This window comes from Brevibacillus sp. M2.1A (assembly GCF_013284355.2).
In the GTDB taxonomy this organism is placed as follows: Bacteria; Bacillota; Bacilli; order Brevibacillales; family Brevibacillaceae; genus Brevibacillus.
In genome coordinates this window covers 3,184,653-3,209,063 of record NZ_JABSUY020000001.1, presented here as the reverse complement: position 1 = coordinate 3,209,063, position 24,411 = coordinate 3,184,653, and the positions used below count along the sequence as shown (strand labels likewise).

Below are 24,411 nucleotides of genomic sequence, written 5' to 3'. Positions count from 1 at the left end.
TTCCTATCACCCTTTCCATTATATACCCTTTTGTTTCGAATCAGCAAATAGGGAAAGCCGCTAAAAAACTAGCTTTCCCCCTATTTTTTTAACACTATTGTCCCTCGTTCTGTCCCGATCCCGTTTCCATTTTCACAACTTCTTCTTCTTCTCCGTTCATGGCATTGATGTAGACCATGTACGAATTTCCTTCAAAGCTCCCTGTCATTTCCCACGTCAGTACTTCTTTTCCATCGTTTTTCCCTTCGATAAGAGCAAGTCGCTGATCCGTCACTTTTACGCTCGGATTGACTTTTTTCCTTGCTTCTTCTTTGGAGAGGCGCGGCTCGGAGAGAATTCTCTTTTTGTGATTAAACAGATACTCCGTCGAATTATAGGCAGTAACCTCTCCGTTGTCCAACGCGATTTCGACGACCACCCCGTCCGGATAAATTCTGACGCCATCCTGAACTGGCACAAACGTAAAGAGCGCGTTGCGGTCGTAGCTGTCAATCTCAGAGACCTGCATATTGTCAAATCCATGGTTGCGCAAGAACACGCGACCTTTTTCTTCGGCCTGCTTCATGTCCAACTTCTCCTCGCCAACTCCACGCTCGTTCATCATCCAAACAACTTTTCCACCGCGTTTGGTGACATCGAGGTTAATGGCCGTCTTGTGCCCGTTTGGCGTGACACGTACGCTATACGCTGAGTATTCCTGCCCCTTGCCGTTATCGTTTACTTCTACTTTCGCATCTCCTGGCTTCAACCCGAGAAACGCCAGTGCATTCTTCTCTGCTTCCTCTTTGGTGGCTGGTTTGCCATCGATCCCTTTGATTCGCTGCTGCTTTTTCTTGTCGAGACTCTGTATCCCGACACCCCAGTCTAAATCAGGGTATTCCTGCACTTTTTTCTCAATGGTTTGGAATCCGTCGATGATGGTATTGTCCTCTTTGTTTTTATTGGAGGCTAATGCCGTCTCGACATCCATCCATCTCAATTGTTTGTCCATCGCGACGGTTTGTACCTTGCGCAGCTCATTCTGGATATCCTGTGCTTGTGTGTGTAGGCTCTTCAATGTCTTGTATTCACTCTGACTCAACGGCTGCTTGTCCAGGTCACGCACAGCGACACGATAGGAAAAATCTGCAACCCTCGACAGCATTTCTTCTGTTTTGTTAAATGCCATCAGGGTCAATGGCAGTTGTCCGACATCCGCTTGTGCCGCATAGGAAAGGCGCCAGACATTCGTCAAGATGGGAGTCATTTGTCTGCGAGAGTTGACCACCAGTGATTTGCCAAGCTCATCATGCAGCTTGTCCACATGATAAGTGAGATCGTGGAAAGCCCTTTGGTATGAGTTTTCCGCTTTGATCAAGACCGAGTTCTTCTCATTGTGCTCCTGATATCCCCACACGCCAGCGCCTATTAAGGCGACCAGGGCAACGGGAAATAACACGCGTGCTGTTGCTCCATATACCATCCCTTGCCACTCCTCCTTTGATTACGCATCCATTATCTACAAAAGATGTGTTTCCCGATCTTTTTAACCTGCGGTCTGGTCCAAATCCAACCGGACGTTGCTGTATCTGGATTGAAATAGTACGTGCAGCCTCCCGACGGGTCCCAGCCGTTTAGTGCGTTCTTCACTGCTTTCATCGCACTTTCATTAGGTGTAAGCCATATTTGACCATCAGCAACTGCTGTAAAAGCGCGTGGTTCGAATATCACAGCCGAGGGCGTATCAGGAAACGAAGGGCTCTTGACGCGGTTTAAAATAACGGCTGCGACAGCTACTTGCCCTTCAAACGGCTCTCCTCTTGCCTCTCCGTAAACAGCATTTGCCATGATTTTCAAATCATTGTCAGAGACCCTTGAAGGATGAAAGCTGGCTTTGGTTTTGGCCGTCTGATTCTTTGCAGCAGGTGCAGCCATCTGTTCTTCGTATACAGCAGCTGCATTCTTTTCCTTCCAGACAACCTTGTATCCATTCAAGCCCGCTGCTACCAACATCACCAACACACCTGCGATCCAGATTGTACGCACGGCTGAATCCTCCTTGGCATGTATTGAAATCTTTGCATAGTGTTGGTGGAGGAAGAATGGATTATGCATGAAAATCTGGATATAGAAAAAGACCGATGCTATTTGCATCGGCCCACATAGATTGGTCACGCTTTTTCAGTTGGGAATGGAAAAGATCAGGACTCGTCAATTCGAAAATGCTTGTCGTTGTCACACAGGCACTGCTTGAACCCTGTTTCTATTTGTCCTCCAGGTTCTCGCTGGCCACGTAGTGTAAACTTTTCTCCACATACATTGCATTGAATGGTCACTTTTGCTCGATCAGTTTTTAGCACGTACGACTCCTCCTTACCGTCTATTGTGGACGTGAAGAGAGATTTTTAGAACCGAAATCGTGTGCTCTTTGTACCTTTTTTAAGCCCTGCCACCACAAAACAAGCATGAATGGCACAATCACTACCAACCAGTTTTGCACCGCCAAAAAAATCACGTTGTACAGGGCATGCAAGCCGATCGGCAAGGTAATCGACATCCATAAAAAAAGCCGCTCATGTTTGGCGTCCTTGGAAAACTTGGCCCGTCCGAGATAATATCCCATCCACACCGCAAACAACGCATGGCTGGATACCGGCAAAAAGGCACGCCAGATGGCGATATTCGTTCCATTTATAATAAGGTAGAACAAATTCTCCAACGTAGCAAAACCAAGTGACACCGCAACTGCATAAACAATTCCATCGTATGGCTCATCAAATTCCAAATGTTTATAAACCGTAAAATAGATGACCATCCATTTAAAAAATTCTTCCACGACAGCGGATTGGAAAACTTCCGCGACAATGCCATCCCGCCAGTTCCATTCATTCTGCATGATGTACTGAAGTACCATAATGGGTACGACCAGCAACATACCAAAGATAAACGACCGGATTACCATCGAAATCGGCTCCGGTTCGAGACTGTCACGCAGGTAAAAGTAACTTAAGATGGCGATACCGGGGGCAACTGCCGCGCCGATCAAAGCAATCATCTTTTATTACTCCTTTACACAAGGCTATTGTTCATCGTACCATGAATACTGGTTGATGAAAACCCGCTACAGGAGAGAGATCATGTCAAAAAAAATTTTGGTAGTGAACACAGGCGGTACGATTGCCATGTCTGTCGATGACTCAGAAGGCGTAAAGCCATTGGATGATCAAGCTGTCAACAAAATCCTTCCTTTTTTAGAAAAACACGCGGATGTCACCATGAAAAATGTACTCAACCTACCTAGCCCTCATATGACTCCTGCGATCATGAATCAACTGCGACTCTATATTGAGGAAGCCTTTCAACAAGATCATTATGATGGCATTGTTATTACCCACGGGACTGATACGTTGGAGGAGACCGCATACTTCCTCGATCTGACTTTGTCGGTCAACGTCCCGATTGTCGTGACTGGAGCCATGCGCAGCAGCAATGAGCTTGGTGCTGACGGTCCCGTCAATCTCATTTCTTCCGTTCGTGCAGCCGCAGACCCCGACAGTTTGAACAAAGGTGTTATCGTTGTTTTTAATGACGAAATTCACGCGGCACGTCACGTAACGAAAACACACACGAGCAATGTCGCTACCTTCCAGTCGCCACAATACGGACCGATTGGAACCATTGCGAAAAAAAGTGTGCAATACCACCATGCTCCGTTGGATCGAGAGCATTATGCCATCACGCAAGCTGATGCGAATGTGCCGCTGATCAAAGCAGTTGCTGGCATGGAGCCTGCTTGGCTACAGTTTTTATTGGAGCAGCACATTGATGGACTCGTCGTAGAGGCGTTTGGATTAGGAAATCTTCCATCCGCTATCATCCCTACCCTGCAGCAACTTCTCGACAAAGGCGTACCGATCGTGCTCGTCTCCCGCTGCTACAATGGACAGGTGCAGGATATCTATGACTATGAAGGTGGAGGCCGCAAACTAAAAGAGATGGGCATCATCTTCTCCAATGGCTTGAACGGGCAAAAGGCTCGTCTCAAACTAATTGTAACGCTGCAAAAAACACGGACTTTCAAAGAACTGCAGCAGTTGTTCGACCACTAAATAATAGGACTACAGCCTCCTGATTCTTCAGGAGGTTTTTTTCCTTAAAAACAGAACTTGAACGGTGCTGTAGTGGTGGGGAGGAAACAGGAGAAAACGCTCAGATTCTAGGGCCACCACCTGGGGGATTGACTGCACGATTCCATGCAAAAAGCGAAACCGCGTCCAAAGTTGTCCCTTCAGGATGTATTTCAGAGGTGGACGCTTAAGAGCGTGTTTCGCTTTTTGCATTGCGTCTCGGTCGGTGTCCCTAAGATCTTCGTTTTTTTCTCCTGTTTCCTCTACGAGCTTTCCATGTTTAACCGAGTTTTAAATGCCTTAAAAGATTGAAGAATGTGATCAGTTACTACAGAGAAGAATATTTCCAGGCGTAGCGACTTGTGGAGTCCTACCAAGCGGAGAAGGGATTCGCGAGCAAAAGAAACGCACGTGCCTGCGCTACGAAGCAGCTACCACTTTTGCGTTTCCCCGCGAATCCCTTCGGAGCGGACAGTCTCAGCCCCCAGCAGGACGGAGCCTGGAGCCTAGCATGGAAATATTCTTCTCTCCACCACAGCCACATCACACGTCGCCAATAAAAAAGGCCCCGCCAAAAGGCGGAGCCATGTTTTCTCAATATATGGAGGGTTGTTTGAAAAATTATACCCAACCGCGGAAGCGAGAAGCCTCAGCCATTTTGCGGGCACCAACCATGTAAGCAGACAGACGCATATCAATGCGACGAGTTTGGGACATGGAGTATACATTTTCAAACGAACGAACCATTACTTTTTCCAACTTCTCTTCTACTTCTTCCTCAGACCAGTAGTAGCCTTGGTTGTTTTGTACCCACTCGAAGTAGGAAACAGTCACACCACCAGCACTAGCAAGTACGTCTGGAACCAGAAGAATTCCACGCTCAGTCAAAATTTTAGTCGCTTCCAGTGTAGTTGGGCCATTTGCCGCTTCTACTACGATTGACGCCTTGATGTTGTGAGCGTTTGCAGCTGTGATTTGGTTTTCGATCGCTGCCGGAACCAAAATGTCGCATTCCAGTTCAAGAAGCTCTTTGTTGGTAATCGTGTTGTTGAACAGTTTTGTAACTGTACCAAAGGAATCACGACGATCCAACAAGTAGTCGATATCCAAACCGTTTGGATCATGCAGCGCGCCGTATGCATCAGAGATACCTACAACTTTAGCGCCTGCATCATGCATGAATTTTGCCAAGTAACTACCAGCGTTACCAAAGCCTTGTACAACTACGCGAGCACCTTTTACATCGATGTTGCGACGCTTCGCTGCTTCACGGATGCAAATGGTTACACCTTTTGCAGTTGCTGTTTCGCGGCCATGGGAACCACCCAGCGCAATTGGTTTACCCGTAATGAAACCAGGCGAGTCAAATTCACGGATACGGCTATATTCGTCCATCATCCATGCCATGATTTGTGAGTTCGTAAAGACGTCCGGAGCTGGAATATCTTTAGTAGGGCCCACTAGCTGGCTGATTGCGCGAACGTAACCGCGGCTCAGTCTTTCCAATTCGCGGAAGGACATTTCACGCGGGTCGCAAATGATACCGCCTTTACCACCGCCATATGGCAGATCGACGATACCTGCTTTGAGGCTCATCCAGATAGAAAGTGCTTTAACTTCATCCTCAGTAACTTCCGGGTGGAAACGAATGCCCCCCTTGGTCGGACCTACTGCATCGTTGTGCTGTGCACGATAGCCCGTAAATACCTTTACTTCGCCATTATCCATGCGAACCGGAATACGTACAGTCAAAACGCGTAGCGGTTCCTTCAAGAGTTCAAACATCGATTCTTGGTAACCTAGTTTCTCCAGTGCTTCCTTGATCACCGTTTGAGTTGAATGGAGCAAGTTCAATGATTCTTGCTTTTCTTTCCCTTCGGTGCTTTCGGTTACCACGTCTTGATTACCCATTACTTACCACCTCAAAAATGTTTTCGGTCAATGCCGCCTTTAGTATACACGCTTGTATCATTTATGAGAAGCTTAAAAATGTTTTTTTTCCATTTCGAAAACGTTTTCGTGCCTTGTTTTGCATAATCATTCAATTATTTCCCATCCATTTTGAAATCGCTTTTACAGACTACATTTTGTACAAATTGCTTCAAATGCACGTCCAGCCATGCTTGTATTGTCCCCAAACTTGTTTCTTTCATTACAGGATTAGTGAATTTATGCCATAATGGATAACGTAATGTGGAAGTTTATTCATGGAGGTGTTTTTATGAAAAAAAAGTCTATCTTGTTTATTTTTGCCCATCCCGATGATGAAACGTTTGCTTGTGGGATTTCCATTTCCAAATATAGTGAGACCAAAATGGCCAGCACTCATCTCTTGTGTGCAACAAAAGGGCAAGCAGGAAAAGCTGGTGACCCCCCGTTATGCACACCAGAAGAACTCCCCCGATTTCGTGAGCAAGAGCTTCGCGACGCTTGTGCCATTCTTGGGTTCGATCAAGTAGACGTCTGGGAATATCAGGATAAGTTCCTAAACACAGTGCCCGTAGATGAGCTCGTTACTCGTATCCATCAGGCTATTCACCAGATCCAACCGGAAATTGTCGTCACGTTTGCACCGCATGGCATCTCCGGACATCCTGACCATTTGGCGATTAGTCATGCAACCACCCAGGCTGTCCTTTCTTTAGGCCCAGATACGAGCGTACGAAAGCTTTATTATGCGACTCGTTCATCCGACGAAGGATTTGGTACGATGAAGCCTCCCTTTACGGATCCAATCGAGAGCATTACGACGATCATTCACGCACCTGAATATATGCAAAAAGTAGCAGATGCCTTGCGGGCACATAGGACACAACACCTCTCAGTAGAACGCGTTTTCCCAGGTGTAACAAAAGGCGAGCACCATTCTGTTCCGCCAAACAACCATTACATCCTGGCTTGGCACAGCCTTCCGAACTATACCCTTCAAGGTAAAGAAGCTGACTTTTTTGAAGGCCTAGCATAATCTGTACAGACAGCAACAGCACCTAGTTGGTTGACTAGGTGCTGTTTTATATTCCCAGACATTTCTTTTTTGATTACGTGAAATGCCTGCATATTTCTTTTACAGCATCGTCGGCAACGATCACTTTCCCGTATTCCTCCAACACATAAATCGTTATCGGCGTCGCTTCTCCGTACTCAGAGAGGATCGCAATTAGTTTGTGATAACGCTCCTGATCCAAGTCGACTTCCTCCAGCACCAGATGATATTTCCCCTGGTAGAAGTAGGCAGCTCCGCCATTGGTCAAAAGAGCGTTAATGCGGTGGGCGGCTTCAACCATATGCTCAAAGTCCCGGAAGGCATACATGATTAAATCGCTTTCTTCCAACGTGACCTCTAGCTCGTATACATCCTCGTCTTCGAATTCTTCCTCTTTCCCGTCCTTTGAGCCCGTCTTGCCACGCGTTACGATTACGACCATTCCCTGAGCTGGCAAGGCGAACACTTCAACTGCAACAGGCCCTGATACCTCAAACCCTAATTCGTGATAAGCCTGTTCCATCATGTCGTTGAACAGTTCATGAACTTTAGGAATGTCACGCCACATGTCTTCTTTTTCTATCCCGCGCTCTGAGAGGTCGTCAAAAGTTAAAAAGATTCGTATTTTATCTTGACCAAGGCGTTCAACACGCATGACTGTCCCTCCTCGCCATCCAGTCGTACTACAAAATATGATGGTAAGCCTGTAAGAGTTCTCCACATTCTCCGGCGAATACCTGTTGGCATTCATCCATTTTTTGATGGACTGGAAAATACGGGGTAGTCCTATCATATCACATTTATTTACGGGAACAAAGCTACCATGACACCTACACAGCATTCGCTTATCGATGTCGAATCAACTCATGAAAAAAGAAACTTTGTTGTTGCCTGTCATTTCCTGCGCTTTCCCAGGAAAAGTTCCCCCTCATTGTTCTTTTTCTGTATTTATATTTGGCTCTGCTAGTTCGGGTTCCTTCTCGTTCATAAAGGTTTGTACATGAAAAAACGCCCAGAATCAGGCGTTTTTCTACGTCTCATATTCACGCAGCCGCTTTTGAATCCAAATAGCAGCCTGTGTTCCATCTCCCATGGCAATCGACACTTGTTGAGAATGCTCATTGATATCGCCAACCGCCCAGATGTTGGGATGATCCGTTTCTTTTGTTCGCGGATTCGTATGGATGTGGCCCTTTTCGAGGATTTGCACGGAAAAACCACGCAAAAGCTCTGTCAATGCATGAGCACCAGGAAAAGCAAGAAATGCTCTTTCCACAGACAACCGTTCACCCGAAGAGAGCTCGATTTCCTGCAATTGACCCGCCGTATGATGAAGGGTACATACTTTTTCTTTTCGATACATTATCCCTCGCTTGCTAAGTCCAGAGAGAGCCTGCGTATCCACCTGCACTTCTGCATGGTTTATGACTGTTAACCTGCTTGTATAGTAAATAAGTTCGTCCGCCATCGAAACAGCCTGAGGACCCGCTCCTATGATTGCCGTATCTTTCTCGACTGTTTCATAGCCGTCACAGTCGGGACACAAGAAAATCGATACCCCTACACACTCGGAAAAGCCAGGGATCGCTGGGAACGGATCACGAATGCCGGTTGCCAAAACCAGCGTTCGCGAAGTAAGCGTATGTATGCCACTTTTCGTACCTATCGAAAATAAACCGCTTGGGTCCGTAGAAAGCTGGGTTACCTCATCTGTTATCAAGGTTGCGCCGTATTTTTGTGCTTGCTCCCTGCCCGCTTGACGCAAAAAATCGCCACTAACCCCCTCCGAAAATCCGAGAATGTTTCGGTAGGCTTTGGCGATTGTTGATCGACCAGCTGGCATGTCAATGACTGCAACGCGCCGAAGGCATCTTGCAAGTTGAATCGCAGTTTGAAGCCCTGCAATCCCGCCGCCGACGATGACCGTATCATACTCCACTTGCATCCACCTGCTTATCCTTTTCCCGATAGCATTGCCAGTGAAGCACGATCTCATTACTGAACGAGGGGAACCAAAACAATTTTCCCTTCGACGAGCCCTGCTTCTGAATGAAGCCCGTTGTATGTTGCAATTCGTCTTACGTTCGAATTATTTCCGTAGTACTTTCGTGACAGCATAAACAACGTTTCACCCTTCTTCACCACATGCTTGACGACCTTTGACTTTGTTGTAGACGGTGTTGAAGCTTGCTTTCCCGGTGTAGCTACTTTAGTAGCAGAAGGACTCGCGATCTGGTTTGGCTTGTTTACTGGTGTACCAGTCGTAGTTTGGGCTGGGACTGGGCTCACTGCAGGTGTCTGTACGCTTGGGGTCGCCTTCACTACAGGCTCAACTGGTTTTGATTCGGTCGTTTTTGCTTTGGCAGGTGGGGTGTTCGCGCTTGCATTGGGATCAGGAGCAGAAGGAAGAACGACGGATGCTGGCTCCTTTTCCCCTGCCTTGCTCCCTTGCGAAGCGGTAATCGCTTTGCTAACATCCTTCACTTCAACACTACCAGTAGCTGCTGACTCGTGTGGGATATTGGCCCTGTACAACTCAAGACCAATCAACCCGAAAAAGACGAATCCAAACAAGTACAATCCAGGTTGAATCCACTTTTTAAACGAGAACGACGCTTTAGGGCGAGTATGACGGGAGCGTCGGGGTGGTAATGGATTATGCTCAAGATTCACTCTTCCTCCCCCTTTTTCTTGATCGTTTTTTGTAAATGAAAGGCTAGCATGATGTCAATAAGGATATGAGCCACAATCGAGGGCCATAGGGACTGATAGTAGGAAAACAAGACTCCCAAGATCCAGCTTGTACCAAATACACTTATGATCATGAGTGGTTTTTTCAAATAACGTACGTGGATCAGAGTAAAAATAAGACTGCTCCAAAAATTCCCGGTAAGCGTTTGAATGACTCCACGAAATAGCCATTCCTCTCCCACCCCTACTACCATACAGACGAGAATTGTGGTAGATGGTAACATGGCGCCAAAAACTTTTTCATTGATACTGCCATCATCTTGCCATCGCTTAGGCAAGGAACGATCCATCGCAATGCTCGCGATGATAATACCTGCGGCTACAACCACGGCCCACAGGACGGCATTCCAGCCTGGCAAAATAAACAAGGACAGAGTAGCATCCCAGCCCAGCACTAATAAGCTACCGGCAGCAGCCACTCCCATTACGATTCCTTGTGTCAACCATAGATTCAGCCGAAGAGTGGCTTCATCCACCTCTAGCCGATCTTCCCTCACTCGATGTTTCTCTCCTTTATTTGTTCGGCAAAAGAGTATCTAACGCCTGCCGCAAATTCCATTTGATTTGTTCATTCTTTGTGATTGCATGGTCATTCGTTTGGAAATACGCTTCCGTATTTAAGCCGCATTTCTTACAGCAGTACAGATCAAACTGATGATCATTTTCTTTGAAATACGTATTGATGCTCGCACGCAAACAGTTTTCTCCTCTAACGAAAGACACCATTTCTGCCAGCTTTTTTTGCTTAAAGCTTTTCCTTTTTTCCGTTTCCTGCCAAATCATTTGAGTCTTTGGATACGACTCTCCCGCAGCGGCAGCTTCGCATGAGGCCAGCACTCTTTCCGAATAAAAGCAAAGGAGTGCGCCCATTTCTTCGGATATGTCCATCATCGCCAAGGCCTCATTCGTCAAGGGTACTCCGGTATTGCACAACTGCTCGTATTTTTGAACTTGCACTTGTGTCGGGTACTCCTTCTCCAGCATGTGTTGGTGAATCTGCCAATCGTCCCACGAAAATAAAAGCAGCGCATAACCAGGCTTGCCATCACGGCCGATCCGCCCGATTTCTTGTGCGTATGCCTCCAAACTGGCTGGCATTTGATAATGGATGACGTAGCGAATATCTGGCTTGTCGATTCCCATACCAAATGCATTGGTTGCAATAATAACATCGAGCTCTCCTGCGAGGAATTGGGACTGGATCAGCATTCTCTCCATGCTATTCATGCCCCCGTGGTAACCGTGTACGCGTTTTTTTCCATCGAGTTGATAAGAGGCAGCCAACACATCTACCGCTTGTCGCGTGCTGCAGTAAACGATTCCTGGACCCTGCAGACGATTCATCTGATCAAATACATAGGAGCGCCTGTCTGTTTCCTCCACAACTTCAACCAGATCATAAGCGATATTCGCCCGATTAAGGGACTGCAACACAACATCTTCCTTTTCAATGGAAAATAAGTTGCAAATCTCCTCACGAACAGATTCCGTCGCAGTCGCTGTCACAGCCAGAACAGGAGGTGCTCCCAATTGTTTCACGACTTCAGGCAATCGCAGGTAATCTGTACGAAAATCATGTCCCCATTGCGAGATACAATGCGCTTCATCAATCGCGATCAGAGACACCCTCGCCCGCTTTAACACTTGTTGAACATAGGTCTGTTGAAGCTTTTCTGGAGAAATATACAACAGCTTGTAAGCACCTTCCGAGAGCCCTTTTAAGATTTCGCGGGACTCTGTCTGATCCTGCATGCTGTTCAAATAAGTAGCCGGAATTTTTTTTCGCGCTCGGAGCTGCTGCACCTGATCAACCATCAAGGAGATCAACGGGGAAACAACGACGGTCAGACCCGGCAAAAGCATTGCTGGCAGCTGATACGTCACTGATTTCCCGCCACCTGTTGCTAACAGCCCGAGAACACTTCGTCCATGCAGTAGACGTTCAATAATAGACTCCTGACCGGGGCGGAATGAGTCGTATCCAAAATGCAGCTTTAATCTGTCGTACATGAACTGTTTATTCATTTTGCCCCCCTTGTCGCTCGTGCCAGTGCCAATCGGATCTGCAAATACGATACTGTTGCCTCCAATTGATCCTTGATGAGCCGGAGTCTGCTTGTATCGAGTCGCTCACTGGTCTCCACGATCTTTTTTGCCAGCTCATTCGGCAAATACGTTGTCATATCCCATTCCGGACAGCGCAGGGCAATCTCTACCAAATGATCTTCTATTGTGCTTTCTTTCATTTGTCGTCTTTTCGCTATTTCTGTTTTGTCACAGCCAGTCTGAAGCAGTGCGTACGTTCGAGCAGCACTTTCGGTCAGGCGAGCATCAAGCTTGTGCGACTCTGTAACAAGTTTTGATAAAAGAGGATAATGATTGCTCTCTGCAAGCAGCGTCTGAATTGACGCGGCCAGTCCGTATCGAAATTGCAGCATGAGATAGCTGCGACTCGTTTGGCGAATCTCTGCTACTTGTCCCATGGTCTTGCCAACTTGTCCTGCTCCTGACAGTTGGCAAAATAAAAGCTCCTGCACACCTTCATCCAGAGGCTCCCACAATCGATATAACTCGTCAGACAATTGCTGTTTCCAAGTATTTCGCATTGCCCCATCAGCCAATTGGTTTTTTACCCAACGCTGTGCCGTCTTGTCCGAAACGACCGGAATGAAGCCGAGATCACCATGATGCATTTGCGAGATCGTCTGCACCATAAGATGAAGTCTGCTCCAAAACGGTTCGATTCGCTCCGCCAAGTCGGATTGGGTGAAAGGTGCGAACCACACATCAAACCGATATTTTTGGTACGTGTGTTTGGCATGCTGCAATCCACTATCAGAAAAGGTAAAGGTCGGCTTCCCGTTCGTTCCAACTGCATTAACAGGTAAAATCCAGCCCGCCTGAAATAAAGTTGAAACTATTTTCTCCCAATCCTCTCTTGGAAAACGAGAAAACATCCGATAATACGGATAAAGGGTATACAAATGCACATCTTGCAGTGTCTGATTGGCTTTTCTGCCACGCAGTATGTAGTAGGCTGATTGCAGCGTTCGTTCATTGGCCAGAGGTAACATGGCATTCAAGGCGACCGCACATAGAAGGTCCTGCTCCTCTGCCGCACTGTTCCGACTGTTCATTGGTACTCCTTACATCATTCTATATTTTTCAAAGCTCAAAGTAAGCGAAGTAAACTGCATCATTGTATTTGGAGGATAGTATGACAAAACGATTGAAAAGAACTGAATTTATGATGGCGTACATGATCATCATAACACTTGCATGCACGGTTGGTGGATTTTTTTTCGGGGCCCATTATATGAAGACACAACTGGAGTCGGAACAAGCCGCCGTACTCGAAGCTGAGAAAAAGGAAGCCGAAAAAGAAAAACTGCTGCGTGAGCAAAAGCTGTACAACGAACAGGACTTTATCCGATTTTATTATGCCGTTTATGCACCGCTGCTTGAATTGAAGCAAGCACATTTTGATACGATGGATAAATGGAATCAAATGAACGAAAGTGAACGGACCGAAGGCTTGAAGCAGCTCAGTAAAATAGCTGACCAGACGAGGAAAGAGCTGGAGAAAAACGTTCCCTTGCCGACGTCACCCATGCTGAGACAAGCTCATGCCACCTTTACAAACAGTGTACGGGCGTATTTGGATAGTATGGAGCAGATTCGTTCCGATCAAAATAAGGCTACGCCTGCTTCCATTGGAGCTAGCCTGACACTTTTCCAAAATAACTGGCTAACTGCACAGGAAATGGTTTATCACTCCATCGCGTCATGGGAATCGGCTTATGTGGTGAAGCAAGCTATGCCGAAGCAATTACCTGGAACCGTTAACACCGCACAGTGGAAGCAATATCCGTTCCATTACCGCACCTATCTTGCAGCTGTTGCTATGTCAGCAAGCACTCAATGGAGCAGCTATAATCCGGAGGACCTGACTGCAAGACTTGATTTGCTCATCGCATCTAATGAAGTTCAGGCACTAGGAATCAAGGATTTAGCCGCTGCCGTGAAGATTTTGAACGCGACAGATGCAGTATCTGCGGGAGATTTTAAACGCTTGAATACACAGCTCTACTCCGTGCTGAAGGCACCTGAAATCCCTCTTTATAAGTAGTCGTACATTTTTAGACTGATTCAATCTTGAAATCTTGTCACCAAGAGCATACAATGGTCTATGATAGTGGACGTACCACTTCGGTATGGGAGGTGAAACCACGATGACTACATGGGTAGATAAAGATACTTGTATTGCTTGCGGTGCTTGTGGCGCCACGGCTCCTGACGTCTTTGATTACGACGATGAGGGCCTTGCGTTCAACAAGTTGGATGACAACTCTAACAGTGTTGAAATCCCGGATATCCTGCATGACGATGTTCGTGATGCTGCTGAAGGATGCCCGACCGACTCTATTAAAGTGGAATAGTATTCCATCTACTAATGGAAGAGACCTCTTACGTACTTCGGTATGTAAGAGGTTTTTCATTATGCCCTCCTTTCCTTTGCTGAACGATTGATCGGCAATTTCCCGTTCTTTCTTTTGAGATTTTTCGGTAAGATAAAAGCAACAGCAAAAACCGAACATTAAAATGCGTTTTTTCCATTTTTTGTGATGTCAATATCTTAATGTTCGTGTTTTGGTCGTTTTTGATATGTATCAAGCGTTAAACTGAGTATTATTCACGAACGATAATCAATTTAAAATAAATAATGTTCATTTTTTCTCGTTTTTATTCTTGACGGTGTTATTTTGACGTGATATTGTAAGTACAAATCTTACGAAACACCTTATAAAACAACGGCGTTGACGAAGAAACGCTGTGATCGAGAAATCCCCAGAGAGCCGATGGTTGCTGCGAATCGGCGGTTTCTCCCACGGTTAAGCACTTCTGAGCTGCTGCGTTGAAAGGAAGGTTCACCTTCCCAGTAGACGCAAACGGTAGATCCGTTATCTCTTTTAGGTCATGTACCTACCAAGGCTCTTTTTTGAGAAAAAAGGAGCGAATGAGGGTGGCACCGCGAAGCAAAGCCTCTCGTCCCTCACTGTTCTGTAATAGGAGCAGTGTGAGAACGGGAGGTTTTTTTGATATGCACATATTTAGGAGGAGAGAACCATGTTCGCAGACAAAATGATCTTGAGAATCCCTGGCCCTACCCCTATTCCACCACGTGTCCAAACGGCGATGAGCCAACCGATGATTGGACACCGCAGCGGCAAATTTTCTGCCCTTTTCGCCCGTACTGCTGAAAGACTGAAGCCTTACTTTGGCACCAAGCAGGATGTATACATCTTGGCAGGTAGCGGAACGAGCGCACTGGAGATGGGCGTCGTAAATACGCTTCAACCAGGCGATGAAGCTGCCGTCCTCGTCAGCGGTGCATTTGGTGAGCGCTTTGCAAAAATTTGCGAGCGTTACGGTATCATCGCCCATCGCGTGGAAGTTCCTTGGGGCAAAGCTGTTACACCTGATTTGGTTGAAACATTCTTGCAAAAAAAGCCACAGGTAAAAGCCGTTTTCGCAACCTACTGTGAAACATCCACTGGGGTTGAAAATCCGATTGCTGACTTGGCGAAAACCATTCGCACACATTCGGACGCCCTCTTCATTGTGGATGCAGTAAGCAACCTCGGTGCAGTTCCATGCGAAATGGACGCGTGGGGTGTCGATATCGTGGTAACTGGCTCGCAAAAAGCTTTCATGCTGCCAACAGGTCTTGCTTTCCTCGCTGCGAGTGAACGTGCATGGCAAGTGATTGAGCAAAACAAATCGCTCGCCTTCTATTTGGACTTAAAAGCATACCGTAAGAGCTTGGCAGAGCAAACAACTCCGTATACGCCTGCTGTATCCCTCATTTTCGGTCTCGCCGAGGTATTGGATATGTTGGAGGAAGAAGGCTTGCCAGCTATCGTAAAGCGCCATGAACTGATGAGAGACATGACTCGTGCAGCGATGAGGGCATTAAACATAAAACTGATGGCCGAAGATCAGTACGCATCGACGACCGTTACTTCTTGTGATCCTGCTGGTGTCTTTCATGCAGAAGCTCTCCGCAAAATGTTAACGCAGCAATTCAACATTACGATTGCTGGCGGTCAGCAGCACCTGAAAGGCAAGATCTTCCGTATCGGGCACATGGGTTATTGCGAGCCATTGGATGTTCTGCAAGTTATCTCTGCCATCGAATTGTCGCTTCACCAAATCGGTGCTCCAGTTGAGCTGGGTGCTGGTGTAAAAGCTGCTCAGGAGGTGCTCATTGCACATGTATAAAGTACTCATTACCGATCCACTTAGCGAATTTGGAATTCAACAGCTCTTGGACGCTTCTGATGTAGAAGTTGTTCGTCAAACAAACCTCTCCCCTGCCGAACTGATCAGTGTGATTGGCGACTACGATGCACTCCTCGTACGCAGCCAAACCCAAGTAACAGCAGAAGTCCTCACTGCCGGCAAAAAGCTGAAGGCAGTCGGTCGCGCGGGTGTCGGTGTCGATAATATTGATATCAACGCTGCCACCCAAGCAGGTATTCCAGTTATCAACGCTCCAGACGGCAACACCATCTCTACTGCAGAGCATTCGTTTGCTATGCTGATGGCTGTCGCTCGTAACATCCCTCAAGCTCACAAGAAGCTGGTAGACGGTACATGGGATCGCAAAAGCTTCCAAGGGGTTGAGTTGAATAACAAAGTATTGGGAGTCATCGGTATGGGGCGTATCGGTTCTGAGGTTGCGAAGCGTGCGAAAGCATTTGGCATGACCGTTATGGGCTTCGATCCTTTCATGACCGAGGAACGTGCGGAAAAGATGGGTGTAACCAACGCAACTGTGGATGAAATTTGCCGCAAAGCAGATTTCATTACCGTCCATACTCCGCTGACGAAAGAAACCCGCCACATCATCAGCACGCGTGAATTCGCGAAAATGAAAGATGGCGTTCGCTTGATCAACTGCGCTCGCGGAGGAATCATTGACGAGAAGGCTCTCTACGAGGCGATAACTGCAGGAAAAGTTGCTGGGGCAGCTCTGGACGTTTTCGAAGAAGAACCACCTGTAGACAACCCTCTTGTAGGTCTGCCACAAGTGGTAACGACTCCACATCTGGGAGCTTCGACCATTGAAGCACAGGAAAACGTGGCTGTAGACGTATCGGAAGAAATCCTGAAGGTTCTTCGTGACGAGCCATTCAAAAACGCCGTGAATTTGCCTTCGATCCCTGCACATGTGATGGAAAAAGTCCAACCGTACTTCACGTTGGGTGAAAAGCTGGGCCATTTCCTTGCCCAAGTGACAGTAGGTTCCATTTCGGAGATTTCGATTAAATATAGCGGTGAATTGACAGAGGTAGACACATCCCCGCTGACTCGCACAGTCCTCAAAGGAGTACTATCCTTCCGTCTAGGCGAGGAAGTCAACTATGTGAACGCCCCGATTCTCGCAAAAGTGCGCGACATCACCGTAACGGAGCAAAAGGCAGCGCAAAACAAAGGCTTTACGAACTTACTGACCGTTAGCTTGAAAACGACGCAAGAGACACGCACAGTGGCTGGAACGCGACTTAATGGTTACGGTGCGCGTATTGTGAAAATTGACGACTTTGCGATTGACGTAGCGCCTGAGGGCTACCTGCTCTACATTCACCACAATGACCGTCCAGGTGTGATCGGACGTGTCGGCTCCATCTTGGGTGAAAACAGCGTGAACATCGCAACGATGCAGGTAGGACGCCGTGATATCGGTGGAGACGCGATCATGATGCTCTCTGTCGACAAACCATTGACGCCAGAGCTTCTCGATACGATGGGCGAGCTGGCGGAAGTGAAAAGCGTTACACAAATCGAGCTGTAAGGTTATCCCTTTCACCTGAGAATAGACCTGGCCATATGCCGGGTCTTTTTCTTTACCCTGATTTTGGTTAGAGCTATAATGGGACAAGATAATTCTGCACACCAAGGAAGGAGCTTCTTATGACGAATCAGGCATTATTCGCTATTGGTATCTTTTTAGTTACCTATGCATTTATTATTAGCGAAAAGTTACATCGAACCATCGTCGCCATGTCTGGCGGAATTCTCATGGTCTTGTTCGGGATCATTACACAGGAACAAGCGATTCACCATATCGACTTTAACACGCTTGGCTTACTTATCGGAATGATGATCTTGGTTGCCATTACGGCGCAGACCGGCGTATTCAAGTATGTGGCTATCCGTGCGGCAAAGGTCGCAAAAGGCAAACCGATTCGCATCCTCGTCTATCTGAGCTTGATCACGGCCATTGCCTCCGCCTTTTTGGACAACGTTACTACTGTACTTCTCATCGTACCTGTGACGTTTAGCATCGCCCGCCAGCTCGAGCTTAATCCGATTCCTTTTTTAATCAGTGAAATCATCGCCTCCAATGCCGGAGGAACAGCTACGTTGATCGGTGACCCACCGAATATCATGATTGGCAGTTCAGTACCGGAGCTTGATTTTATGAAATTTCTCGTGAATTTGAGCCCCGTTATCATCGTGATTATGGCTGTAACTGTTGTTTGTTTGGTCCTGATTTACCGCAAGCAGTTAGCAACATCACCTGAGTTGAGTGCAAAAATCATGCAGTTAAATGAGCGTGATGAGATTACCGACAGCCGTTTATTGAAAAAGTCTTTGACGGTGATGGGTTTGACCATTATTGGTTTCATGCTTCATGGTGCCCTTCATTTGGAGTCGGCAACGATCGCTTTAACTGGAGCATTTCTTTTGCTCCTCCTTACCGGAGAGCATTATTTAGAAGACGCGATCAGCAAAGTCGAGTGGAATACGATTTTCTTCTTCATCGGTCTGTTTGTTCTCGTCTCTGGTTTAGTGGAAACAGGCGTGATCAAAAAGCTCGCAACGGAAGCAATGAATCTCACCGGTGGAGATTCACTCAAGACCTCCCTGTTAATTCTCTGGTTGAGCGCCATCGCCTCTGCCTTTGTTGACAATATCCCGTTCGTTGCCACCATGATTCCAATGATCAAGGAAATGGGAGCCCTCGGGATCACCAATTTAGAGCCGCTTTGGTGGAGTCTTGCACTCGGAGCGTGTTTAGGTGGGAACGGTACTTTGATTGGAGCTAGTGCCAATGTGATTGTTGCTGGCTTGGCTGCAAAGGAAGGACATCATATCGGTTTTTTCAGCTTTATGAAGGTCGCCTTCCCGTTAATGATCCTGTCTATCTTGATTGCTCATGTCTATGTTTACTTGCGCTATTTTATTTGGTGAGGAGGAACCCCTAATGTTCCATTATACCTTTAATGAAAAAGAAATTGAGATCAAGGAACAAATTTCACAACAGGATGCTACCTACCACATTGTCGTTAAATCCGAGTCCATGCGAGGTCGTGTCAAAGAGGTACGGCGTTATTTTGAGGGGAACAAAGACTACACGGATGTCCTGTTTTTTTCACGAGAGGATGGATCTTTCGAAGTAATCGTACGTCTCAACATGATCGAATCCTTTTTGATCCACGCCTTTCGCTTCAAATGTCTGCAATCGATTAGTTGGGAATAAAAGAAACTCCGCCGTTTCTACATACGGCGGAGTTTTTTTATCTACAGAATGGAAAGGATATCGCGGACATCATCGAGAATAAAATCTGCTTTTTCCTCTTCAAACTTGCTGCGAGCGTCTTGACCGGACAGTCCAGTCAATGTCGCTGCAAACTTGCAACCGATTGAGCGAGCCGCTAGAAAATCTGCGAGTGAATCGCCGACGATCAGCACCTCATCCCCATTTTCGATTGGCAATGCAAAATGGACAGCATCGCTAATCGGTGTATCGAGTCCAAGCAACCCTTTGATATAGGAATAAGGGTGTGGCTTGGACATCGGCGCAAAGCTAGGAAACGCTTCTTCCGCATCGAGTACGTGAGAGGCAGTTACGACGCGGTTCGGGTCGAACCATTCCAGTATGTTCATCTCACTGAGAGGAACATGCGTTTCGATGGTAGGGCGCCCTGTTCCAATTCCCAGTGTGTAGCCTTTTTCTTTCAATGTACGGAACAACTCGACCATTTCAGCAGGTGGTACAATGGGAATCTCGTCTGACAAGAATCCTTTCTTACCTGGCTGCATGGTTTCACGCCCAATCGATGCTGCCACACGCTCATCACCGAGATACCATTCTTGAAACGTCTTTTGAATCAACTGCCATAGATCACTATTGCGTGAGAACATTTCTGTTGCAATACCGCAACGCTCTTTTGCAATTTGATTCAAGTAGAGCAGCATTTCTGCTTTTTGTGCAGAACCTTTGGCAAAATCAGCGGTGAACGCTGCGTAGTCTACTTGGAAATCAGGAGCATAAGTGGCAGCCCACTCTTTCACTTTTGCCAATTGCGGTCGATCAATTTGTTCGACAAGAAGGCTCGTTGCTTCTGGAACTTGCGTTTTAACCGCTTCAATCAAACGAATCAACTGATAGGAAAACGCGAGGAAAACCATGTCCCAGTTGGAGTTGATTCCACGTGACTTGATGAAGTTCAGCACTTCATCATGAGCGAAAACTTGCTCGCGCACTCGTCTGATTTGTGCTTCTTCCGGAGAAGGTGTGAATTCCTCGCCTGCAAGCCCTACATACTGCGGGCTGTACAAAAATTCCCATACGGTCAATGCAGAAGCATCAAAGTAACGCTCTTCACTCAACATAACCCCATCAACATCAAATAAGATCGTTTTGATCATTTTCTCTCTACACTCCTACTTGTTTTTATGCAGCATCAAGGCGATTGTAAATGTCGTTCCCTCACCCAGCTTACTTTGCACACTGATAGTGCCCCCGTGTGCCTCGACAAGGTTTTTCGCAATGGCTAGTCCAAGACCAGTTCCGCCTAGTCGTCCACGTGTGCGAGCCTTGTCAGCTTTATAAAATCGTTCAAAAACAAACGGCAAATCTTCTTGTGGGATGCCACTGCCTGTATCGCTTATCTCAACCAGCAATGTTTTATCCCCGCGAGCCCGAATGGTGACGCTTCCTCCACTTGGTGTATGTCGCAGCGCATTATCGATCAAGTTCGTTAGCACTTGCTCCATGCGATCGGGATCAATGAATACATGGGTATGCGTCGTCGATATTTCAAGGAAGAGATGGATTTCGCGTTCTCTCGCCAAATTGGTGAATTTACGTTGAATGCGCTCCAAATACGGACGCAGTTCCATCGTCTCCTGGAACAACTCAACATGCCCCGCTTCCATCCGTGCCAAACTGAGCAATTCATTCACCAGCTTGGTCATACGCGCTGACTCGTCATAGATGATCTGGGCCAATTCTTTATGCTCTTCCGGTGTTGCCACAATATCATCCACAATCGCTTCACTGTACCCTTGCAACATGGATAGAGGTGTTCGCAGCTCATGGGATACGTTCGCCACGAAATCATTGCGCATCTTATCCAGTTTACGCTCCTGCGTGATGTCTCGAAGAACTGCGACAGCACCTCGGATTTGATCCCGATCATTCAAAGGTACCATGACAACCGACCATATGCGTCCTTGAACAGGGATATCTTCTGTCACTTCCTGTCCGGTTTGCAAAACCTGCTGATAGAACGGGAACAGCGGAACAGGCTCATCCGAATGCTCGAAATCCCAATCTCGCAAAAAACGTTCCGCTGGCGGATTCGTTACAGCCAGCTTACCGTTCGCATCTATCATCACAACACCATCTACCATGCTTCTAAGAACGCTCGCCAGCTGCTCCTTCTCTTTGGACAGTGCATCGACTAACTGATTGAGCTTGCTTGCCATCGTGTTAAACGAAGCCGCAAGTTCACCAGTCTCGTCTTGGGTCCTGATCGGGATTTCAGCATGAAAGTCCCCTTCCGCAATGCGATGCGCCGTTTCTTTCATCTGACGTAATGGAGTCGCAATACGCGATGAAAGGAAAAAGGCGAATACAGTGGTAGAAACAAATCCGATGACGCCAACCACAAAAATTAAAAATCTGACTTCCCTAACCGTATCATCAAAATCTTCAATCGCCTGATACATGACCACTGCACCCGTTTTCCCTGCTGCCATTTCTAAAGGAACAGCGACGGCGAGAAGTTCATGCTTGTTATTTGTATGATCGGCCGAATTATTCACATCAATATAGATCGTTTTGGGTGCAGGATGCTTGCCCGCCAGCGCATCAGACAAACGCAATGCAGGATTTTGGAGCAATCGCTCAACCGGAATACGAGGGAGCCCAGCCCCCTCGCTCATACCGACTTGCTTGCCTTTTTCATCGAGAATGACCATGCCCGTATGATGGACCAAACCAAACCTGGAGGCCATCTCCATAGCGGCAGTCATATCTGGACTCTGCGCCAAACCGACTGCGATCCCGTCTGCCAAATCGTGCAAATTCTTGGACTGCCGATTGCTATAAAAGCTGTCAAAGGATTGAACGAGCAACAAACTGAAGATCGTCAAGACAAGAGCAAATAAGGCAATAATGGTCATCCATAGCTTTCCGACTACACTGCGAAAAATAACGTCCACTTTACTTTGGCACCTCTAGCTTGTATCCGACGCCCCAAACCGTGGCGATCATATTGGCTGCTTGTGGAGAAACACGGTTCAATTTTTCGCGGAGACGCTTGATATGCGTATCCACCGTACGCAAATCGCCAAAGAACTCGTAGTGCCACACATCTTTCAGCAGCTCTTCACGCGTGAAGACTTTATCCGGCGACAATGCCAAGTAGTGCAAAAGCTCATACTCTTTTGGAGTCAGGCTCACCTCTTGGCCACTTGCAATGACCTTGTGTGCATCGTGGTCAATGGTCAGTTCCGGGAAAACAAGGACGGAATGACTGTTGAATGTCTCTGTCTTCAAATAAGCTGTCGCGGAAGAACGGCGAAGAATCGCTTTTACCCGGTACATGACTTCACGCGGGCTGAACGGTTTCACAACATAATCGTCTACCCCTGCCTCAAACCCGTGAACGCGGTTCGTTTCTTCCCCTTTTGCCGTCAGCATAATAATAGGGGTTGCCTTGAATTCACGAACACGCTGGCATACCTCGATCCCGTCCATTCCTGGCAGCATCAAGTCGAGCAAAATGATATCATAGTCACTTCCCACAGCCATTTCGACTGCTTGCTCTCCGTTATCTGCTTCATCAATCAGGAAGTTTTCTCTTTCCAAGTACATTTTCAGTAGTCTGCGAATGCGTTCTTCATCATCCACCACGAGTATACGTGCCATTTTTTCCATCTGGAACACCTCTTGCTCTCATAATATCGTAAAACCGTTAGAAGATAGTCCAAAAAGCTGGTGGTATAACCAGCTTTTTGAGGAAATTCTACACCCCAGCGTAAGAGTGCAAACCAGCAATGACCAAATTGACCACGACCAGTGTAATCAAAATAATGACAAACCCGATGACGGACATCCATGCTGATTTTGCACCGATCCAGCCTCTCGATAGACGCAAGTGCAAGTAGGCACTGTAGAAAAGCCAGACAACTAATGCCCATACTTCCTTCGGGTCCCACCCCCAGAATCGTCCCCACGCCTCTTCTGCCCAAATCATCGCAAAGATAAGGGCTCCGAGAGTAAACACTGGATATCCGATACTGATTGCTCGATAACTGATCTCATCCAGAAGCTCAGGATCGACGCTTTCAACCGAAGGCTTGATAGCAGCCCCTAATCGTTTTCGGAAAATCAAACGCAATCCGCCATACAGAATTACCCCTGTAAGGATTGACCACAGCATCGTATTCAATTTCCGTGCAGCGTCTTTTCCTTCCATCCAGGTAGGTGCCTCAAAGAGTGGTGACATTGGCCCTTCCTTGATGATGGTTGAATCAGCCGGTGCAACAATTGCAGGCAGGATGTACTCCACTTTCGGTTTTACCTTTTGTCCCGCTGCATTCATTTCTTCTTTCTTCATCTCGAATACCGTCTTTTGATCCATACGAGCAAAGGTAGAATCCATTAAAATGAATCCAACGAGCATCAGGACCACAGCCAGCACAATCTCCAACCATTTCGTACTTTTCGTGGAAATATGCTGCGGAACGGTACGGATCAAATACATGAGACCCGCTGCAAAACCAACCGCCAAAATCCCTTCACCCAGGGCTGCAGTTGTCACGTGAATGTGCAGCCAGTAGCTCTGCAAAGACGGAATCAGTGGGGTGATTTCCTTCGGGAACACGTACGAGTACGCGAGCATGATTACCCCAAGCGGAAGAACGAACGCCCCAATCGAGGTCAGCTTGTAAATCCGGTAAATAATTAAGTAGGCCAGAATAATACAGTAATCCAAGAATGCCATAAACTCAAACATGTTACTCGTCGGGCTATGGCCGCCGGCAATCCAGCGAGCAACCACATACCCTGTTTGCGCCACAAAACCGACAACGGCTAACCAATACGCAATCCGTCCATAGCGATTTTCATGTTGCTTGGGATCACGCCCTGCCCAGTTTTTACCCGTCACGGCTACAGCGAAGACGATAGACGAGATCACGTAGAGCAGAAACGCGATATCCAATAACCAGTCACTCAGTTGAATGAGCTGCACGTTGTTAGTACCC

The 24,411-nt window shown here is 47.1% G+C and carries 23 protein-coding genes and 1 other annotated feature; of the genes, 8 read left to right on the top strand and 15 right to left on the bottom strand.

All coding sequences use genetic code 11. The annotated features are described in order from the left end of the window. Positions 1-94: 94 nt before the first annotated feature. From ypeB to prsW, 4 genes are read right to left on the bottom strand one after another with little or no spacing between them, the layout of a single operon-like run. Positions 95-1,462, bottom strand: a complete 1,368-nt coding sequence (gene ypeB / locus HP567_RS15870) for a germination protein YpeB (protein ID WP_173609531.1) — start codon at positions 1,460-1,462, stop codon at positions 95-97. A 32-nt stretch (positions 1,463-1,494) separates the two neighbouring features. Continuing rightward, a complete protein-coding gene (locus HP567_RS15865) occupies positions 1,495-2,154 on the bottom strand; it encodes a cell wall hydrolase (protein WP_173609532.1) in 660 nt (219 codons plus the stop codon). Positions 2,155-2,180: 26 nt separating this feature from the next. After that, positions 2,181-2,339 (bottom strand): hypothetical protein, encoded by a 159-nt coding sequence (locus tag HP567_RS15860; RefSeq protein WP_173609533.1) that lies wholly within the window; start codon positions 2,337-2,339, stop codon positions 2,181-2,183. A 20-nt stretch (positions 2,340-2,359) separates the two neighbouring features. Next, a complete protein-coding gene (prsW, locus tag HP567_RS15855) occupies positions 2,360-3,034 on the bottom strand; it encodes a glutamic-type intramembrane protease PrsW (protein WP_017248088.1) in 675 nt (224 codons plus the stop codon). A gap of 82 nt (positions 3,035-3,116) precedes the next feature. Here prsW and HP567_RS15850 point away from each other — a divergent pair, with 82 nt between their 5' ends. Further along, on the top strand, positions 3,117-4,088 hold the full coding sequence (locus HP567_RS15850; RefSeq protein ID WP_173609534.1) for an asparaginase: 972 nt from the start codon (positions 3,117-3,119) through the stop codon (positions 4,086-4,088). Between the two features lie 639 nt (positions 4,089-4,727). Here the strand turns inward: HP567_RS15850 and HP567_RS15845 are convergent. Continuing rightward, the gene (locus tag HP567_RS15845; protein WP_007723992.1) at positions 4,728-6,017 is read right to left on the bottom strand and encodes a Glu/Leu/Phe/Val family dehydrogenase; all 1,290 of its coding nucleotides are present in this window, start codon (positions 6,015-6,017) and stop codon (positions 4,728-4,730) included. 310 nt (positions 6,018-6,327) lie between these two features. Here HP567_RS15845 and HP567_RS15840 point away from each other — a divergent pair, with 310 nt between their 5' ends. Then, positions 6,328-7,071 carry a PIG-L deacetylase family protein gene (locus HP567_RS15840; RefSeq protein WP_173609535.1) on the top strand — a complete coding sequence of 248 codons (744 nt, stop codon included), beginning with the start codon at positions 6,328-6,330 and terminating at the stop codon, positions 7,069-7,071. Between the two features lie 73 nt (positions 7,072-7,144). Here the strand turns inward: HP567_RS15840 and HP567_RS15835 are convergent, their stop codons facing one another. The 6 genes from HP567_RS15835 to HP567_RS15810 form a co-directional block, all read right to left on the bottom strand. Beyond that, positions 7,145-7,744, bottom strand: coding sequence for a genetic competence negative regulator (locus HP567_RS15835; RefSeq protein WP_007723994.1), 600 nt, complete (start codon positions 7,742-7,744; stop codon positions 7,145-7,147). A gap of 375 nt (positions 7,745-8,119) precedes the next feature. Further along, on the bottom strand, positions 8,120-9,034 hold the full coding sequence (locus HP567_RS15830; protein WP_173609536.1) for an NAD(P)/FAD-dependent oxidoreductase: 915 nt from the start codon (positions 9,032-9,034) through the stop codon (positions 8,120-8,122). Between the two features lie 50 nt (positions 9,035-9,084). Continuing rightward, positions 9,085-9,762, bottom strand: coding sequence for a LysM peptidoglycan-binding domain-containing protein (locus HP567_RS15825; protein WP_173609537.1), 678 nt, complete (start codon positions 9,760-9,762; stop codon positions 9,085-9,087). Next, a complete protein-coding gene (locus HP567_RS15820) occupies positions 9,759-10,337 on the bottom strand; it encodes a CPBP family intramembrane glutamic endopeptidase (protein WP_173609538.1) in 579 nt (192 codons plus the stop codon). Before HP567_RS15820 ends, HP567_RS15825 begins: the two co-directional genes overlap by 4 nt. Before the next feature lie 16 nt (positions 10,338-10,353). Further along, positions 10,354-11,865 carry a RecQ family ATP-dependent DNA helicase gene (locus HP567_RS15815; protein ID WP_173609539.1) on the bottom strand — a complete coding sequence of 504 codons (1,512 nt, stop codon included), beginning with the start codon at positions 11,863-11,865 and terminating at the stop codon, positions 10,354-10,356. Further along, the gene (locus HP567_RS15810) at positions 11,862-12,977 is read right to left on the bottom strand and encodes a helix-turn-helix domain-containing protein (RefSeq protein WP_173609540.1); all 1,116 of its coding nucleotides are present in this window, start codon (positions 12,975-12,977) and stop codon (positions 11,862-11,864) included. Before HP567_RS15810 ends, HP567_RS15815 begins: the two co-directional genes overlap by 4 nt. 80 nt (positions 12,978-13,057) lie before the next feature. Here HP567_RS15810 and HP567_RS15805 point away from each other — a divergent pair, with 80 nt between their 5' ends. The 6 genes from HP567_RS15805 (at position 13,058) to HP567_RS15780 (ending at position 19,390) form a co-directional block, all read left to right on the top strand. Continuing rightward, positions 13,058-13,969, top strand: coding sequence for a hypothetical protein (locus HP567_RS15805; protein WP_173609541.1), 912 nt, complete (start codon positions 13,058-13,060; stop codon positions 13,967-13,969). Between the two features lie 103 nt (positions 13,970-14,072). Further along, a complete protein-coding gene (locus HP567_RS15800; protein ID WP_047068940.1) occupies positions 14,073-14,279 on the top strand; it encodes a ferredoxin in 207 nt (68 codons plus the stop codon). A 369-nt stretch (positions 14,280-14,648) separates the two neighbouring features. Further along, positions 14,649-14,897 (top strand) — a binding site (T-box leader). A 70-nt stretch (positions 14,898-14,967) separates the two neighbouring features. Next, on the top strand, positions 14,968-16,122 hold the full coding sequence (locus HP567_RS15795) for a pyridoxal-phosphate-dependent aminotransferase family protein (RefSeq protein WP_173609542.1): 1,155 nt from the start codon (positions 14,968-14,970) through the stop codon (positions 16,120-16,122). Continuing rightward, positions 16,115-17,698 carry a phosphoglycerate dehydrogenase gene (gene serA, locus HP567_RS15790; protein ID WP_173609543.1) on the top strand — a complete coding sequence of 528 codons (1,584 nt, stop codon included), beginning with the start codon at positions 16,115-16,117 and terminating at the stop codon, positions 17,696-17,698. The genes HP567_RS15795 and serA overlap by 8 nt, the downstream gene beginning before the upstream one ends. Positions 17,699-17,817: 119 nt before the next feature. Continuing rightward, positions 17,818-19,101: an SLC13 family permease gene (locus tag HP567_RS15785; protein WP_173609544.1), complete on the top strand. Its 1,284-nt coding sequence runs from the start codon at positions 17,818-17,820 to the stop codon at positions 19,099-19,101. A gap of 13 nt (positions 19,102-19,114) precedes the next feature. Next, positions 19,115-19,390 carry a hypothetical protein gene (locus tag HP567_RS15780; protein ID WP_229088043.1) on the top strand — a complete coding sequence of 92 codons (276 nt, stop codon included), beginning with the start codon at positions 19,115-19,117 and terminating at the stop codon, positions 19,388-19,390. A gap of 41 nt (positions 19,391-19,431) precedes the next feature. Here HP567_RS15780 and HP567_RS15775 read toward each other — a convergent pair whose 3' ends face one another. The 4 genes from HP567_RS15775 to ccsB form a co-directional block, all read right to left on the bottom strand. Continuing rightward, a complete protein-coding gene (locus HP567_RS15775; protein ID WP_173609546.1) occupies positions 19,432-20,562 on the bottom strand; it encodes an HAD family hydrolase in 1,131 nt (376 codons plus the stop codon). 15 nt (positions 20,563-20,577) lie between these two features. Next, a complete protein-coding gene (locus HP567_RS15770) occupies positions 20,578-22,362 on the bottom strand; it encodes an ATP-binding protein (RefSeq protein ID WP_173609547.1) in 1,785 nt (594 codons plus the stop codon). Position 22,363: 1 nt separating this feature from the next. Continuing rightward, a complete protein-coding gene (locus HP567_RS15765) occupies positions 22,364-23,080 on the bottom strand; it encodes a response regulator transcription factor (RefSeq protein WP_012686105.1) in 717 nt (238 codons plus the stop codon). A gap of 88 nt (positions 23,081-23,168) precedes the next feature. Further along, positions 23,169-24,398 (bottom strand): c-type cytochrome biogenesis protein CcsB, encoded by a 1,230-nt coding sequence (gene ccsB / locus HP567_RS15760; RefSeq protein ID WP_173609548.1) that lies wholly within the window; start codon positions 24,396-24,398, stop codon positions 23,169-23,171. Positions 24,399-24,411 lie beyond the last annotated feature (13 nt).